The organism is Amycolatopsis sp. NPDC089917 (assembly GCF_040684635.1).
Taxonomy (GTDB): domain Bacteria; phylum Actinomycetota; class Actinomycetes; order Mycobacteriales; family Pseudonocardiaceae; genus Amycolatopsis.
The window spans coordinates 17926-33855 of sequence record NZ_JBFBGL010000029.1; the positions used below are offsets into that span (position 1 = coordinate 17926).

The 15930-nt window shown below is 68.2% G+C and carries 14 protein-coding genes; 3 read left to right on the forward strand and 11 right to left on the reverse strand.

The window, feature by feature from the left end:
- Nucleotides 1-215 precede the first annotated feature (215 nt).
- Complete coding sequence (locus tag AB0N89_RS21615; RefSeq protein WP_364207054.1) at nucleotides 216-1856, forward strand: glycosyltransferase family 39 protein; 1641 nt, start codon at nucleotides 216-218, stop codon at nucleotides 1854-1856.
- A gap of 46 nt (nucleotides 1857-1902) precedes the next feature.
- On the opposite strand, the gene AB0N89_RS21620 is transcribed toward AB0N89_RS21615, so the two are convergent.
- Nucleotides 1903-2250, reverse strand: a complete 348-nt coding sequence (locus tag AB0N89_RS21620; RefSeq protein ID WP_364207056.1) for a helix-turn-helix transcriptional regulator — start codon at nucleotides 2248-2250, stop codon at nucleotides 1903-1905.
- A gap of 172 nt (nucleotides 2251-2422) precedes the next feature.
- On the opposite strand from AB0N89_RS21620, the gene AB0N89_RS21625 reads away from it, so the two are divergent.
- Nucleotides 2423-3892 carry an MFS transporter gene (locus tag AB0N89_RS21625; RefSeq protein ID WP_364207058.1) on the forward strand — a complete coding sequence of 490 codons (1470 nt, stop codon included), beginning with the start codon at nucleotides 2423-2425 and terminating at the stop codon, nucleotides 3890-3892.
- A gap of 44 nt (nucleotides 3893-3936) precedes the next feature.
- On the opposite strand, the gene AB0N89_RS21630 is transcribed toward AB0N89_RS21625, so the two are convergent.
- From AB0N89_RS21630 to AB0N89_RS21655, 6 genes are all read right to left on the reverse strand, one after another.
- Entirely contained in the window at nucleotides 3937-4815 is an 879-nt protein-coding gene (locus tag AB0N89_RS21630; RefSeq protein WP_364207060.1) for a Gfo/Idh/MocA family oxidoreductase, read from the reverse strand.
- Complete coding sequence (locus AB0N89_RS21635) at nucleotides 4812-5291, reverse strand: flavin reductase family protein (protein ID WP_364207062.1); 480 nt, start codon at nucleotides 5289-5291, stop codon at nucleotides 4812-4814. The genes AB0N89_RS21630 and AB0N89_RS21635 overlap by 4 nt, the downstream gene beginning before the upstream one ends.
- A 26-nt stretch (nucleotides 5292-5317) precedes the next feature.
- Nucleotides 5318-6751, reverse strand: coding sequence for a trehalose-6-phosphate synthase (locus AB0N89_RS21640; protein ID WP_364207064.1), 1434 nt, complete (start codon nucleotides 6749-6751; stop codon nucleotides 5318-5320).
- Between the two features lie 75 nt (nucleotides 6752-6826).
- Nucleotides 6827-7945, reverse strand: coding sequence for an alcohol dehydrogenase catalytic domain-containing protein (locus AB0N89_RS21645; RefSeq protein WP_364207066.1), 1119 nt, complete (start codon nucleotides 7943-7945; stop codon nucleotides 6827-6829).
- Between the two features lie 52 nt (nucleotides 7946-7997).
- Nucleotides 7998-9212, reverse strand: coding sequence for an acyl-CoA dehydrogenase family protein (locus AB0N89_RS21650; RefSeq protein ID WP_364207068.1), 1215 nt, complete (start codon nucleotides 9210-9212; stop codon nucleotides 7998-8000).
- Between the two features lie 442 nt (nucleotides 9213-9654).
- Nucleotides 9655-10560, reverse strand: coding sequence for a hypothetical protein (locus AB0N89_RS21655; protein ID WP_364207070.1), 906 nt, complete (start codon nucleotides 10558-10560; stop codon nucleotides 9655-9657).
- Nucleotides 10561-11008: 448 nt separating this feature from the next.
- On the opposite strand from AB0N89_RS21655, the gene AB0N89_RS21660 reads away from it, so the two are divergent.
- The gene (locus AB0N89_RS21660) at nucleotides 11009-13063 is read left to right on the forward strand and encodes a tetratricopeptide repeat protein (protein ID WP_364207072.1); all 2055 of its coding nucleotides are present in this window, start codon (nucleotides 11009-11011) and stop codon (nucleotides 13061-13063) included.
- Between the two features lie 321 nt (nucleotides 13064-13384).
- Here the strand turns inward: AB0N89_RS21660 and AB0N89_RS21665 are convergent, their stop codons facing one another.
- The 4 genes from AB0N89_RS21665 to AB0N89_RS21680 are packed head-to-tail and all read right to left on the reverse strand — an operon-like array spanning nucleotide 13385 to nucleotide 15915.
- The gene (locus AB0N89_RS21665) at nucleotides 13385-13837 is read right to left on the reverse strand and encodes a MarR family transcriptional regulator (RefSeq protein ID WP_364207074.1); all 453 of its coding nucleotides are present in this window, start codon (nucleotides 13835-13837) and stop codon (nucleotides 13385-13387) included.
- The gene (locus tag AB0N89_RS21670) at nucleotides 13834-14643 is read right to left on the reverse strand and encodes an alpha/beta hydrolase (protein WP_364207076.1); all 810 of its coding nucleotides are present in this window, start codon (nucleotides 14641-14643) and stop codon (nucleotides 13834-13836) included. Before AB0N89_RS21670 ends, AB0N89_RS21665 begins: the two co-directional genes overlap by 4 nt.
- Nucleotides 14644-14692: 49 nt before the next feature.
- Nucleotides 14693-15130: an SRPBCC family protein gene (locus AB0N89_RS21675; RefSeq protein ID WP_364207078.1), complete on the reverse strand. Its 438-nt coding sequence runs from the start codon at nucleotides 15128-15130 to the stop codon at nucleotides 14693-14695.
- 41 nt (nucleotides 15131-15171) lie between these two features.
- Nucleotides 15172-15915 carry a class I SAM-dependent methyltransferase gene (locus AB0N89_RS21680; protein WP_364207080.1) on the reverse strand — a complete coding sequence of 248 codons (744 nt, stop codon included), beginning with the start codon at nucleotides 15913-15915 and terminating at the stop codon, nucleotides 15172-15174.
- Nucleotides 15916-15930: the final 15 nt, after the last annotated feature.

Consider the following 15930-nt stretch of genomic DNA (forward strand, 5'->3'; position numbering starts at 1 on the left):
CACGCTATCTCATTCCCGGCGGGAGGGGCCGCGCCGTCGCCGTGGCCGGACGACCGCACGTCATCCGACGAATCCGATCGGCGGTATGGGTGACGATCATCCGTGGATAACGTCGAAGTCCGCGAGAGTTCCGGCCGTAGCGTACGGGACGAATTCGCGCACTGGGGAATGCACTGAAATGACTCGGCCGGTTGCCCGCGCCTGGAGGTATCGGAGTGTCCGGAACACTTGCCCGCCTTCCGTTGTCCCAGGACGTCGTGTCCCAGAGCGAGTCCCCGCGCTGGGCGGTGTGGCGTTCACCGGCCGACCAGCCGCGCTGGGCCCGGCCACTGTTGCTGGGCATCGCGGCGGTGGCGGCGGTGCTGTACGCGTGGAATCTGCCGATAGTGGACTTCGCACCGCTGTATTCGGACGCCGTGAAGAGCATGTCCGGGAGCTGGACGGCGTTCCTGTTCGGAGCCGTGGACGCGACGTCCACTTTGGACAAGCTGGCGGGTTCGTTCGTGCCGCAAGTGGTCTCGGCGAAGGTCTTCGGGTTCCATGCCTGGTCGCTGGCGTTGCCGCAGGTGATCGAAGGCGTCATCTCGGTGCTGGTGATGTACCGGGTGGTGCGGCGCTGGGCCGGCGTCGTGCCCGGTCTGCTGGCGGCCGGGATCTTCGCCGTGACTCCGGTCGCCGCGTCGATGTTCGGGCACAGTATGGAGGACGGCGCGCTGGTGCTGTGCCTGGTGCTCGCTGTCGACGCCTATCAGCGGGCGGTGCTGGAGGGGCGGTTGCGGTCGCTGGTGTGGGCCGGTGTCTGGGTGGGACTGGGTTTCCAGGCGAAAATGCTGCAGGCGTGGATGGTCTTGCCCGCGTTGGCGATCGGCTACCTTCTGAGCGCGCCGGCTGAGTTGCGTCGCCGGGTGAAGCACGTGGTGGTCGCGGGTGTGGTGACGTTGGCGGTGTCACTGTCGTGGATCGCGCTGTACACCTTCACCCCGACCGATTCCCGGCCCCACGTCGACGGCAGCACGAACAACAGTGCCTTCGCCATGGTGTTCGGCTACAACGGCGTCGGTCACCTCGGCATCCAGCTGCCCGGCGCCAGGAAGTTCGACAACAACGGCGGCGCGATCGACCCGCAGCAGCCGGCCGCGCAACGCGACATCCTTCCCACCAAGCGGGGAAATCCCGAGGAGGACCCGACGAAGGCGACGAGCAGGCCGGTCCAGAGAGGCTGGGCCAAGCTATTCGACGGTCACCTCGCCGTCGCCGTCGGCTGGCTGTACCCGCTCGCGCTGCTGACCCTGCTGTGCGGACTATGGCGGCGGCACGGGGCGGAGCGCACCGATCCGGTGCGCGGCGGGCTGGTGATGTGGGGGGTGTGGCTGCTGACCTTCGGTCTGGTCTTCAGCGTCGCCGATGTCCCGCACACCGCGTACGTGGCCTCACTCACGCCGGCGGTCGCCGCGCTCTCCGCCTTGGGCATCGTGCTGTTCCTGCGGGCGTACCGGGAGGGTGGCAAGCAGGCTTGGCTGTTGCCACTCGCGGTGGCGGCCGAGGTGGCTTGGGCCGCGTGGCTGTGGTCGCACTACCCGGATTTCCTGCCGTGGGCGAAGTGGGGCGCGCTCGCGCTGGGCGTGGCCGCTGTCGTCGCGCTGGTCCTGGTGCGCGTGGTCAAGACCACCTCGCCCCGTTTGGTCACCGCCGGACTGGCCGTCGGGGTCGCGGCCATGGTGGCCGCGCCCGCCACGTACGCGATCTCCGTGCTGGACCCCGATTACTCCGGCATGTCCTTCGACGCCAATGCCGGACCGGAGTCGGGCCGGATTCCCGCCGCGCCGCCCGCCCCGGCCAACGGGTCGGGTGGGTGAGCCGAGCGGTTTTCCGTTACTCGTAAAGCCTATCCTGACGGCAGGCTCAGCCCGCCGAGGCAGTCAGTGGAGCCTTCTCTGTTTCCTGTGCGCAGCCGAGGATCGACGGCAGCAGGCCCGGGTAGCGCTCCGCGAGGTCCTCGGTGCGCAACGAAAGCAGGTTTTCGCGTCCGGCCGGACGCTGCCAGATCACGCCGGAATCCCTCAGCACCCGCCAGTGGTGGGTCAGGGTGGACTTCGACATAGTGGCGTCCAGGTCCGCGCCGACGGTCCCGCAGGCCTGTTCCCCGCGCTGGGCGAGGATCCGGACGATGTTGAGCCGGATGGGGTTGCCCAAGGCCGCGAGCACGTTCTCCAGTCGGATCTGGTCACGTTCGGGGTGCTGGGCGATCATGCCGCGAGTGTAGACGATTGTGCGGCCGAACGCGCACTATCGTACGGTCGTCCTACGACTACGGTACGTCAACTCTCGAACTGATCCCGTGGCCCGGGTTCCACTCAGCTCGATAGTACGTTAAATTTCGTACAGTCGTACTTCTGCTGACCTGAACTTGGAGTCGCGTGCCATGTCGTCACCTTCTACAGCGGCGGGCCACCGTTCGCTCGGCTGGACCCTGGCGCTGCTCGCGCTGGCACAGCTGATCTTCTCCCTCGACCTGAACATCGTCTTCGTCGCGCTTCCCGAGATCGGCGCGGACCTGGGCTTCTCCGATCAGACCTTGCAGTGGGTCGTCGGCGCCTACGCCGTCTTCGCCGGTGGCTTCCTGCTGTTCGGCGGCCGGGCGGCGGACCTGTTCGGGCGCCGCCGCGTCTTCGTGATCGCGTTGACGCTCTACGCGCTGTCTTCGCTCGCCGGCGGCCTCGCCACCAGCCCGACGATGATCATCGTCGCCCGCGCCGTGCAGGGCATCGGCGGCGCGCTGCTGCTGCCGTCCACGCTGTCCCTGATCAACACCCTGTTCGAAGAAGGCCCCCGCCGGAACAAGGCACTCGCCGTCTGGGGTGGCGCGGGGGCCAGCGGTCTCACGGTGGGAGCGCTGCTGGGCGGGCTCCTCACCCAGGGATTCGGCTGGCCCGCGGTCTTCTACGTCAACGTCCCGCTCGCGGGGATCGTGGCTCTCGCCGCGCTGTACTTCATCCCGCGTGACGAGCGCCGGACCGACTCCCGCAAGTTCGACTTCCCGGGTGCGCTGACGGTCACCGTCGGCGCGACGCTGCTGGTGTACGTCCTGGTCCAGGGCCCCGAGGACGGGTGGAACTCCGTCGGCATCATCGTCGCGGCCGTTCTGGCGGTTCTCCTGCTGATCGCCTTCGCCTTCATCGAGGCGCGCAGCTCCGATCCGCTGATGCCGTTGCGGCTGTTCAGCAACCGCAGTCTCCTCGTGGGGATCACGGTCACCTTCATCTACATGGGAACCTTCGGCGCGTTGCCGTACTTCCTGACGACCCTGTTCCAGGGCGTCCACCGGTTCTCCGCGCTGGAGACCGGGCTCGCCTTCCTGGTCCCGTCGCTGGCCATCGCGACCGGCACCCAGCTCGGCGGCAAGATCGCGACCCGGTTGGGGGTCCGTCCGACGTTGTGGATCGGCTTCGGCATCGGGATCGTCGGCACCGCCGCGCTGGCCATCGGCTTCGACGCGAACAGTTCCTACCTGGTCGCGGTGCCCGGCCTGGTCGTCTCCGGTGTGGGCCAGGGTCTCGTGTGGACAGCCATGTTCATCGCCGCGTCGTCCGGCGTGGCCCCCGAAGAGCAGGGCGTCGCCAACGGGATGGCCACCACCACGCTGAACCTGGGTTACGCGATCGGCCTGGCCGTCCTGATCGCCGTCGCCAACGCCGGGACCGCCGGACTTTCCGGTGAGGAGGCGCGGATCGCCTCGGCCGACGGCGGATTCGTCGCCGTGCTGCTCGCGGCGGCGGGAATGCTTCTCGGATTGCTGATCACTCTCGTCCACCCCAGGACTTCCGAGTCGCCCGCCCCCGGGGACGACCGGAAGTCCGGCGAGAGCGAGCCTGCGACAGCGCGAGTCCCGTAGCCGCTCGGGGGTCGCGGCGGGCCGGACCGCCGCGACCCCACCCCTCAGCCCGCCGCGGCGTCGATCTCCTGCAGCAGCCTCGCGCACCGGCCGATGTCGCCACTGGTGGGCGGTTCCCAGCTCGCGACGCCGTGGAGCTGGTCCAGCCAGGCGGGGACGACAGCGGCCGCGTCAGGGGGCGGGTGGTTCTCGGCCCGGTGCCCGGACCCGGTGACGACCACCAGCCGCCCACCACTGACCGTGCACGATCCCCGGGCCCGGTCGACGCGGACGTCGAAGCCGCCGGGACGCGACCTCCATCCACAGTGGAGTGTCACCGGCACGCCGTCCCATTCCAGCCGGGCCGTTCCGCCGACGTCCACGGCGATTCCCGGAGCCCGGTCCTTGACGGCGGAGACGACCCGAAGACCGGCGCCCGGGCGTAGCCACAGAAGCAGGTCGAGCAGATGGACCCCGAGGTCGGCGAAGCCGCCGATGCCGCCTTGACCGGGGTCCAGCATCCAGGCGGTCCGTCCGCGGAACCAGCCGTCGAGCAGCCCCGGATGGGAGAAACGGGCCCGCACCGAGGTCACCGGCCCGCCGGCTTCGTCCGCGAGAAAAGTGCGCAGCCCGCGCAAGGCGGGCGCGCACCGGAGGAACATGGCAGTGGTCACCGGGACCGCGGCCGCGTCGATCACTGACGTGAGCTCCGCGGTCTCCGGGACCGTCGCGGCGAGGGGCTTTTCCACCAACGCGGGTTTCCCCGCCGCGATCGCCGCCCGCAGCAACCGCGGGTGATCCGCGGTCACGGAGTCGATGATGACGGCGTCGGCGTGGTCGAGCCCGGAGGCGGCGGAGGCACGGGGATCGCGCCGGATCGCCGCCCGATGGTCCGCCAGGTGCGGGTGCGCGGTCCCGAGGATCGCGACCCGCACCGGCGTCACCGGGGCTCCGGCCGGGTGAACGCCCGGTCGACGTACACCAGTGGATCACCGTCGCCCACGTGCACGGCCTCCACGAGGCCGATGAGGATGCTGTGATCCCCACCGTCCTGAATGGAATGGGCAGAGCACGACAACCGGGCCACCGCCTGCGGCAATCCGGGTAGCCCGTGTTCGACGGGGACCGCGTCGCCGGCGCTGAAGCGATCGACGCCCGAGGTCGCGAAGCGCGAAGCCACGTCTTCCTGGGACTGGCCGAGCACGTTGATCAGGAATCTGGACGCCGTCGTGAACGCGTGATGGGTGCTGGCCTTCTTTCCGAGGCACACCAGCACGAGCGGCGGGTCCAGGGACAGGGAACTGAACGAGGTTCCGGTGAAACCCCAGCGCCGCCCCGCTTCGTCGGCCGTGGTGACCACGGCGACCGGGCCGGGAACGCGGGTCATGGCGCGGGTGAAGTCTTCCGCGAGAACAGGCATCTTTCCCCCAGTTGCTGTTCGGATGGCTAGAAGGCGACCTTGACGTGGCCGGTCGCGAGTTCGCCGAGGAACGACGAAGCCCAATGGTCGATGTCGTGGTCGAGCACGTGGTCCCGCAGCCGTCGCATCCGGCTTCGCGTGTCGGCCGCGGGCAGGGTCACGGCCCGCATGATCGCCTGCTTCACCTCGTCGACGTGATAGGGATTGACCAGGAACGAGTCCGTGAGCTCCCCCGCCGCGCCGGCGAATTCGCTCAGCACCAGCGCGCCGGTCAGGTCGTGACGGCTGGCGACGTACTCCTTGCACACCAGATTCATGCCGTCCCTGAGCGGGGTCACCACGGCGACGTCGGCGGCGCGGTAGAACGCCGCCAGTTCGCGCTGGTCGATCGAGGAATGCAGGTAGTGCACGGCCGGATGGCCCACCGCGCCGAACTCGCCGTTGAGCCTGCCCACCTCGCGCTCCACCTCGCGGCGCATCAGGCGGTAGTGCTCGACCCGTTCACGGCTCGGAATGGCGATCTGCACCATGACGGTGTCGCGAGCGTGGAGCCTCCCCTCCCGGAGCAACTCCCCCAGCGCGCGGAGGCGGACGTCGATGCCCTTGGTGTAGTCGAGGCGATCCACCCCCAGCAGCATCCGCCGCGGATTCCCGAGCGTGGCCCGGATCTGCTCCGCACGGTCCTGCACTCGCGGGTCCCTGGACAGCGCGTCCCAGGTGCCCGCGTCGACGGAGATCGGGAACGAGCCGACCGACACCGACCGGTGGCCCAGGTCGATCGCGCCGCCCAGCGGACCCGCGCCGACCTGTTCCGGCACCTGCGCCGCCCCGGTCAGCGTGCGGCTGAGCCACAGGAAGTTCTGGGCACCGCCCGGCCGCTGGAAACCGATCAGGTCGGCTCCCAGCAGCCCGCGCACGATCTCGGTCCGCCAGGGCAGGCGCATGAACAGCTCGACCGGCGGGAACGGGATGTGCAGGAAGAAGCCGATCCGGACATCGGGGCGCAGCTCGCGCACCATCGCCGGGGCCAGCTGCAGCTGGTAGTCGTGGATCCACACGGTGGCACCGGGCGCGCTGACCTCCGCGGCGGCTTCGGCGAAGCGCCGGTTGACCTCGACGTAGCTGTCCCACCAGCTGCGCCGGTAAGCGGGCGGCATCACCACGTCGTGGTACAGCGGCCACAACGTGGAATTGGAGAATCCTTCATAGAACGAGGCGACCGCGTGCTCGTCGAGCGAGACGGGTGAGAGCTTGATACCGCCGACGGATCCGGGCGCGGTCACGGCGCCCGCGATCCCCGGCCAGCCGACCCAGGTGCCGCTCAGCTTGCGCAGCAGCGGCTCCAGCGCGTTGACGAGACCTCCGGGGCTGCGGCGCCAGACCTCGTCCCCGGTTCCGGTGCGGTGCAGACTCGCCGGCAAACGGTTGGCGACGACTACGAATTCCGAACGTTCGGTCATGAACCCCTCCCGGTGAGAGCGACCAAGGAAGCGGAACCGCCCGGGAGGGGACGCCGTTGTCCCCTCCCGGAGAGATCACCCCCGGAAGTCCACGATGGTCTTCAGGTCGGTGGTGGTGCGATAGTTCTCGAAGATCGACACCAGCTGGTCGTAGTCGTCGAACCTGCAGACCGACGAAAGCAGCCGCGCGCCGTCGACGACACCGCTCATCAGGATCTGCATCGCGGAGTAGATGACGTTGGCGCTGTGGTGCATGGGGAAACTGGACACGTCGAAGGGCGCCGACATGATGTTGATGCCCTTGGCCAGCATCAGCCAGGTGTCGAACTTCTGCATCTCCTGCGACGCGCCGTACAGCACGTAGCGACCGCGCGGCTTGAGCTTGCGCATCGCCATCCGGCGCGGGTCACGCTCTTCGTCGACGTTCTTGATCGTGGGCAGCGTGTCGAAGACGTAGTCGAAGGTGCCCTCGTTGATCGCCGTGTTCAGCTCGTCCGGCAGGTACGCGTGATCGGAGAAGTTCTGCGCGGCGAACTCGTTCCGGTTCGGGTTGAGGTCCACCGACACCACCGAATTCGGGGCGAAGAGCCGCTTGATGATCCGGCCGGCGATGACCCCGATGGGCCCGGTGCCGAGGATCAGCACCTTGTCCCCGATGTGCGGCGGGTTGCTCAGGATGGATCGCAACGCGCCCGTCGTCGGCTCGATGAACGAGCACTCCAGATCGCTCATCTCGGCCGGGATCTTCACCGCCGCCGCGCGGCGGTCGTCGAGGAAGTTCCGGTCGGTCCAGAAGACGTCGCGTTTGACCTGCCCGGAGAAGATCGGCCGGACCGAGCGGTACTCGGCCAGCCCCTCGAAGTCCGTCTGACCCCAGTAGACGACCCGGTCGCCGATCTCCAGGCCGGCACTGTCGTGGTCGAACTCCGAGCCGATCTCGACGACCTCACCGAGGTATTCGTGGCCGAGGACGACGGGGTACTGCGGCGGGAACAGGTGCCCCTCGAACACCGAAATGTCCGTCGAGCAGATCGAGACGCAGCGCGTCTTCAGCAGCAGGCCGTCCTCGGGAGTGGCCGGAACGGGCACCGTCGCCAATTCCGTTTTCCTCGGCGCGGTCAGATGGAAAGCCTTCATCGTGGCCGGAAGCGGAATATCCGAACGGCCCGTGGTCGTGGACACGGAGGTGGTCATCGTCAATCCCCTCAGAAAAAAGATACCGGAAAAGCGGAACGGGAAAGGCGCGTCAGCGGCGCATGAGCAATTTCCCGGTCAGCAGGTACTGTCCCACCATCTCGAAATGCGAATGCGACAGCGTGATGTGCTTGACCGCCGAACGCACGTCCCGGAGATTCCGTTCGAGCCTGCTCGCCGTGTACAGCGAACCCGTGCCCGCGTACTGGTGGGCGGTGTCGACGACCTGGCACGCGTTCTCGGCGACCGTCGCCACCGTCAGCCGGATCAGCGAGGTCAGTTCGTCACCGCCGTCCGCGCCGTGTTCGGTCGCCTGCCGGGCCGCGTGCGCCAGGACGAGGCGACTGCTGTGCACGGCCATCTCCATCCTGGCCAGCTTGTCCTGGACCACATGACTGCCCGCCAGGGTGCCCGAACCACCCGTCGGCGTCTTGCGGAGCGCGATGTCCTTGAACGTGCGCAACGCGTCCTGGGCGATCCCCAGGGCGGTCGACGAGGACGTGAACGGACCGAAGTCGTAGTAGCTGATCCCGTAGGCGCGGGAACCACGCCGCGCCGGCGCCGAGTGCATGGCGGCTCCGTCCACGGTGTGGTCCTCGCCGACGAAGACGTTGTCGACCAGGTAACTCACGCTTCCGGTACCCCGCAGGCCGAGCGTGTGCCAGTCGTCGACGAACGTGACATCGGAGCGCGGAAGGAACAGCATCCGGATGACCGGGCCGGCTTCCCCGATCCGCGGCTTCCCGTCGTCGGTGACCCTGGCCGCGCACACCAGCCAGTCGGCGTGCGCCGAACCGCTGGCGAAGGACCATTTCCCGCTGAGCCGGAAACCGCCTTCGACGGCTTCGGCGGTGCCGGAGGGGTTGACCCCGCCGACGACCAGCTTGTCACTCTCGGCGAAGAGCTTGCGGGAGGTCGCCTCGGGCAGGTAGTCCGACAGCCTGCCGATCGCGCCCTGGACGCCGACCTGCCAGGCCACCGACGCGTCGAGGCGCGCCAGTGCCTGGATGACGGCCGAGCCGGTGGCGAGGTCTACTTGCCCGCCACCGAATTCACGGGAGACCCACATTCTGTGCAGGCCTACTTCGCGAACGGCGTCCATCGTGTCGGCCGAGGTCACGCGCCGATCTTCGTTGTCATTTCTGTATTGCTCGATAATGGGTGCGATCTTGTCGACCTTCGCCAGCCATTCCTGAATTTCGCGGGTCGGCGGCTGCCGGTCGAGCAGGCGCGGCACAGCTTCATCCAATGACAAATTTTCCCCCATCCCCAGGTGGAAACCTCGCCCCAAAACGAGGTTTCGATAGTCTTAGGTTCCTCGAACTATCGAAGCAATAATTACCCGGGCACCACCATGCGAGCAAGGGGCATGTTCACATCCGGGAGTGATCTAAATCACAGGGAAGAGACATTGACCCGAAAGGCGGTACTGGATCAGCCCATCGACGCAGCGACCCACCCGGAAGCGCCTCCCTTCCGGGCGTGATACCGGTCAGTCGATCAGGAATTCGTAGCGGGGCGCGGCAAAATTACCCACATCGGCAGCGAGCCCCACATTCGTCCACAATGGACTCTCAGGTCGTCGATTCCCATTTCTGGCTCACAGTCAACACTCCCTTACGCTCGGTGGACGCGAAGGGGACTCTGCCGTCGAGACCGTCCGAAGTGGACAAAATACGTACGCGACGACCCGGCCGCGTCGCCCTCTCTCACGCCCAGAGCCCGTCGTTCGAGAGCATCACCCTGAATCCACCGTGCATGAACTCGATCCAGTGCGGGTAGGTCGTGTCGTTGACGAGGTCCCAGGGCACGAAGTCCTCGCGCGAGCGTTCGGTCTCGGCGACTCCGCGAAGGTGGGCTCTCACCTTCTTGCGCGTCGCGTTCAGGCTCCGGGGCGAGTAGCTGTCGTTGGAGACTCCGTACGCCAGCATCTCCAGCGTCGCCGACGAGACGCCCAGCGACGGGTCCAGGGGAACGTGGCGCCCGGGGCCGGACGAACCACCTCCTCCGGGGCGGCGATACCTGAGATCGACGTGGTTCGCTTTCAAATGCCGGACGAATTTCGTGAACATACCGTCCGTACGCAGATCTTTTTCCTTGACTTTCGCGATGTATTTCTTCGGATGACTCACCCGCGGTTCACCGTGGCCGTCCCAGAAAATGACGCCCTGCTCCGCGCCGCGCGAGGAAACCGGGGGCGTTTCCAGGAACCGCTGACAGATCAGCACGGAGGCGTTGACATGGCCGGGAAAGATCGGCGCCACCTTGAGCACGCGCTGGAGCCTGCCCCACGCGACCATCGACCCCAGCCCCGGTGACATCGCCTCGAAGTCGTAGACCAATGATCGCACGACGGTTTCCCTGAACCACAGGAATTCCAGGGTGGGCTCCCGGCCCTTGACACGCTTCCCGTGCCGCGTCCCAGAGGCCGGCTCGGCCCCGGCTCGCCACTCCCGCACGATCGGATGGCACAGTTCGACGACCATGTCGATGTCGCCGCGCGGGTCGATTTGAGTACCCTTCACAAAAGATCCGTGGAGGTAGACGTCGAAGCCGCACCCGGTGGAGGCCAGCAGCCACTGGATTCGATCTCTCAAGAAGAGAAAGGTGGCCATCCGGGCATCCCCGACCGTCATATCGACGATGTTGGCACATCACCGCCCCCTCGGCAAACGTCATCCGCACTCTTCAAAAACTTGGACAACCGCACGGTTCCTTGGTATTCCCGGCCGCGGCGGCGGCCTGTAACGGAGGTGCGCCCGGACGCGACTCCGTGCCGTGCCGGGCGAAGCGATCTCCCCGAGACCGGCACGGTCTCTGCGAGGAGTGATCTTGGATCTGCGGGCTCAGTTCATCGAGCAGCTGGCGGCTTTGCGCGTTCAGACAGGCAATCCGACCCTCGCCGAACTGCAGAAAGAATCTTCTGAACATCTCAACAAAAGTGCGATCTCCGACCTTTTGACCGGCAAGTGGACCCTGCTTCCGAAATGGGAACGAATCCATGCCTTCGTGACAGCCTGTGCCACGATCGGCAATCGCAGGAACTTGACCAACTTGGATCTGGTGACCCTTCAGAAGCAATGGAAGAACCGGCATCACCTTCTCGCGACCGGCTTGGACTACGAGCACCGTCGCCGACCCGGTGACGTCGAGGATGTCGCGCCCGTGCTGGAGAAGGGCCCGGGGTCCCGCCGATTCGGCGCGGTTCCCCCTCGTGCCGGAGCTTTCCAGCGCCGTACCGCCGCTCGGCTGCCGTCCGCCGCGAGCGGGGGCACGACCGTGCTCGCCGGACTCGGCGGCGTGGGTAAGACCCAGCTGGCCGCCGATCACGCCCACACCCACTGGGACACCGGCCAGATCCAGCTGCTGATCTGGGTGGCGGCTCACTCCCGCGAAGCGATCACGAACGCCTATGCCGAGGTCGCGGTGGATCTGCTCGACCGGGATCGCGCCGACCCGGACAAAGCGTGTCGACGGCTCCTGTCCTGGCTCGCGGAGACGAACGTCGAATGGTTGATCGTGCTCGACGACCTGCAAGCGCCGAATCATCTCAACGGCTTGTGGCCACCGCACAATCCCGCCGGGCAGGTGGTGGTGACCACCCGCCGCCGCGACGCAGCGCTGCACGGCCACGGACGCCACATCGTCGACGTGGATCTGTTCACTCCCGAGGAGTCGCTCGCCTATCTGGCCGAGAGGCTCGCCGCCCCCGCCCGGTACCCGGGGACGGAGCTCGTCCTGCTGGCAGGCGACCTCGGGCGCCTGCCTCTCGCTCTCGCCCAAGCGGCGGCGTACCTCGTCAACAGCCCGTACACCACCGTCGCCGAATACCGGTCCCGCTTCGCCGATGTCCGCGTCAGGCTGGCGGCGATGCTCCCGGATGAAGACAGCCTGCCCGACGCGCACCAGTGCACGGTGTCCGCGGCCTGGTCCCTGTCGATCGGCGCCGCCGACGAGCTCACCCCCGCCGGGCTCGCGAGGCCGGTCCTCGAAGTGGCGTCACTGCTCAGTCCCTCGGGAATCCCCGACCGCCTTTTCGCCGGCGAGGCGCTCGGAAACTATCTGACCGGGCGCTTGGATCGCACGGTCACGACGAAGGAGATCCAGGAGGGCTTGGGCTGTCTCCGGCGGTTCAGCCTGGCCACCCTCGACCCGGACCAGCCTCATCACGCCGTACGGGTCCACGCCCTCGCCCAACGCGCCGTCCGCGACGATCTGGCGCCCGGTGCGATGGCCGATCTCGCGTGGGCCGCCGCGGACGCCTTGATCGAGGCGTGGCCTGCCGTCGACCAGGCGGGTCTGCGGACCGACGCGCTCATCCAGGCGTTGTGGGCCAACATGATCAGCCTGCGGAACTGCGCGGAAGAGCTTCTCTGGCAGGAGTCGGCCCACCCCTTGCTGTTCAGGATCGCCGAAGGCGCCGGATCCACGGACTATCCCGGACCGTCGCTCGAAGCCATGCGAAGCCTGCACCACCAGGCGCACACCCGGCTGGGGCCGGAGCACGCCGACACCCTTCTCGCCCGTTCCGAACTCGCTTGGTGGAATGGCCTGGCGGGCGACATGGCTCCCGCGGTGGCCGAACTGGAGTCGGTGCTCTCGCACCAGATGCGGATCCTGGGGCCGGCACACCCCACGACGCTCAGAGCTCTGTACCGGCTCGGTGCCGCACGTCGGCGAGCGGGCGATCCCGCCGACGCGATCACCGCGTTGAACCACGCGCTGGGCATGCAGCGGGCCCTGCTGGGCGACCGGCATCCCACGACGTTCGCCATCCGCTTCGAACTCGCGCAAGCGTCGGGCGAAGCACAGGGCGCCCGCGGCGCGGTGGACGTCCTGCGGGATTTGCTGGCCGACCAACGGGAAGTTCTCGGGGAGGGGCACCCTCTCACGCACACCACGCTCGCTCAGCTGGCCTGGTGGCGCGGCCAAGCCGGCGAACCGGCGAGCACGCTCATCGAAGAACTTAAGGAGCGGCTCGCCGACGAAATGGAGAGGTTCGGCCCCGACCACGCCGTCACGCAGGCCACTCGCGCGAGCCTCGCGGCTCGGCACGCTGACAACGGCGACCTCGACGGCGCCGTGGAAATCCTCCTGGGGGATCTCGGACAGCCCTGAGCGAGCTTCTGTCTCCGGATTTCCGGCACCGGAACCCGGAAACCGGCGCAGAGCAGGGCTTTCGCGACCGGGATTCCGGACTTTTCCGGGTTTCGCCCGCACGGCGGCCCGGGGCCACACAGTGGTGGTCACGAAACCGGCCGAGGTCACCAGACCAGGAACGACGGAGGAATCCCATGCCCCGCATCCGGCGCCGCGCGCCCCGCCCCTTGCTCCGCACCCTTCTGGAGGGATTCACCTCCGGTGCCGTCCGTGGCCTGATCGGCTGGCTCCTGGACCACCTCACCCTCTGAGGACCTCCGGTCCTTGAATCGACCGGCTTCAGGTCGCCGTGGAGGAGCGGCGGCTCCGCAGCATCTCTTCCCCGGCGTCCACATAGGACTCGAAGAACCCGGCGACCTCGGAAAGCCGGGCGGCGGCCTTCTCGTCTTCGGCGCTTCGCGTCCCGCCTCGCAGCACCCGGATGAAGGCGCGGGTCCGTTCGTGGCTGGCGGCGAGAAGCTGCTCGAACCCGCCCACCGCCTCGACGAGCAGGCGGCGGCTGCCCGGTTGCGGGATGGTCCGGGCGAGGCCCCACGAGACCAGTTCGCGGACCGCGACGCTCACCGCCCCTTTGCTGAGGCCGAGGGCCTCGCCGAGCGCGTCGAGGGACACGGGGTCGGCCTTGAGCAGGAGTTGCCCGTAGACACGGCCGGTCGCGCGCGGAAGGTTCCACGACGCGAGGAAGTCGCCCATGGTGGTCACGAACACTTCGCGATCGTCGGCGACGGTCATGCCGCGGGCTCCCAGCCGTCGATGACGTCCACGATGGCCTTCGTGGACCTGTCCGCCGCGTCCAAGGTGACGACGTGCCCCGCGGCGGGAACGACCTGTTCGGTCACACCCTCGGCTCGCGCCCAGCGAGGCATCGCGGACGCGATGTTGCCGGTCCGGTCGTCCTCGCCCCGGATCAGGCCGAGCGGAACGGGCGTGCGGTACCCCGGCTCCGGGTCGACGAGCGACACGGTTGCTCGCCAGACGTCGAGGAAGACGTGTTTGGGCATGCGCGCGAAGGTCGCCTCACACTCGGCGATCCCTTCCGGCGTCACGGCCGAGGCGCGGGCCATGAGACCGGGAAGCCGCGAGGCGGGGACGAGCGCCAGCGACGGCGCGGCGAATCTCAGCAGGAGCCGCTCCACGGCGCTGAGCGGACCGGCGTTCCAGGTCGAGTCCACGACGACGAGACCGCCCGCGCGCTCGGGAAGGCGGCGGACCAGCGCCTGCGCGAGATTGCCGCCGAGGGAGTGCCCGATCAGGATCGGACGATCGAGACGGAGATGGTCGAGCAGGGCGGTCAGGTCGTCGAGCGCGATCGCCGCGGTGAAGCGGGAACCCGGCGCGAGAACCGACTCGCCGTGCCCGCGCTGATCCCAGATGACCACCCGATGGCCGCGTTCGTGCAGCGCCCGCGCCTGGGCGTCGAACATCCGGTGGTCCATGCCCGCGCCGTGGGTGAAGACGACAGGACGCAGTTCGCCCGCGAGGTCTCCGTACCGCAGTTCTTGGGCGCCCCGGCGGAGCACGCCCGTCATATTCACCATTTTCTAAATCTAGCGCACACTTCCGGCGAGGATCCGCCGGAGTCGTCGTTCAGCGCCCGGCCCAGCCGCCTTGCTCTTCGGCGGCCTCGACGTCGGAGTCGGCGACGGCGGTGTGCGCCAGCGCGGCGACGGTCTCCTCGAGTCCGCGCTGGACTTCCTCCTCCCCTGCCTCGCGGACGCTGCTCAAGGTCACGGTCAACCGCGCCGCGTTCGCACCGGCGTCTTCGACCGACAGCCGGCCGTGGTAGTCGTTCGGGCCTTCGGATCCCCAGCTCAAGGAACGGCTTTCCTCGTCGACCTTCAGCCACGCTTCCGCTTCGACGTGCTCACCGTGCACTTCGGCCTCGACATGGACGGCGTCGCCGCCCTCGGGCTCGGCTTGGCTCAGCTGCGGGAAGAAGTGCGGCAGGTTCCGTGGTTCACGCAGGTAGTCGAACAGTTCGGAGGCGGGCAGATCGATCGTGGCGGTGTGGCGAAACTCGGTCATGATCACGCATACCCGGCCTTCCCGCCGGGGAAACCACCAGGTCAGCGCAGCGCGGTCAGGACGTAGTCGTCGCCGAACTGCCACACCGGGGCCACCTCCGCGAAGCCCGCCTCCCGGAGCAGCCTGGTGTGTTCCTGCGGGCTGAGCCTGTTGCCGTAGCCGGTCGAGATGCCGCCCAGTTCCTCCGCCGTGAACTCCGCTCGCAGGGCGGGATCGGCCGCGATCGCGGCCCACCAGCTCTTCCAGTCTTCGTTGGCCTCGACCCCGGCCCGGGTGGCACGGCGGTTCTTGACGGCCTCGGCGAACTCGCGGATGCCCGGCTGCTCGTCGTAGAAGTGGTCGCCGTTGACGAGCACCCCGCCCGCTCGCAGCGCGCCCGCGAGGTCGCGGTAGACGTCGGCGAGGCGATCCGGCTTGAGCCAATGCAGGGCGGTCGTCGAGACGGCGGCGTCGATCGTCCGCCACGTCAGCCAGCCGTCCTCGGCGAGATCCGCCCGGACGTACTCGATGTTCGCGGTCTCCGGACGGCCGGCCCTGGCGAGTGCGAGCAGGAACGGGTCGTTGTCGACGCCGACGACCCGGGCGTGCGGCAGGCGCCGGGCGAGCCTGGTGGCCAGTGAGCCGGGCCCGCAGCCGAGGTCCAGCACCAGCGGTTCGGCGACGTCGCGGCAGCCGTGTTCGACGACGTCGATCAGCACGTCGAACCGCTCTTCACGGTCCGCGATATAGCGTTCCTGCTGAAGGTCCCACCGTCGCACCCAGCCTGCCGCGAGCTTTTCGTCCACCGCGCTCCCCTTCGT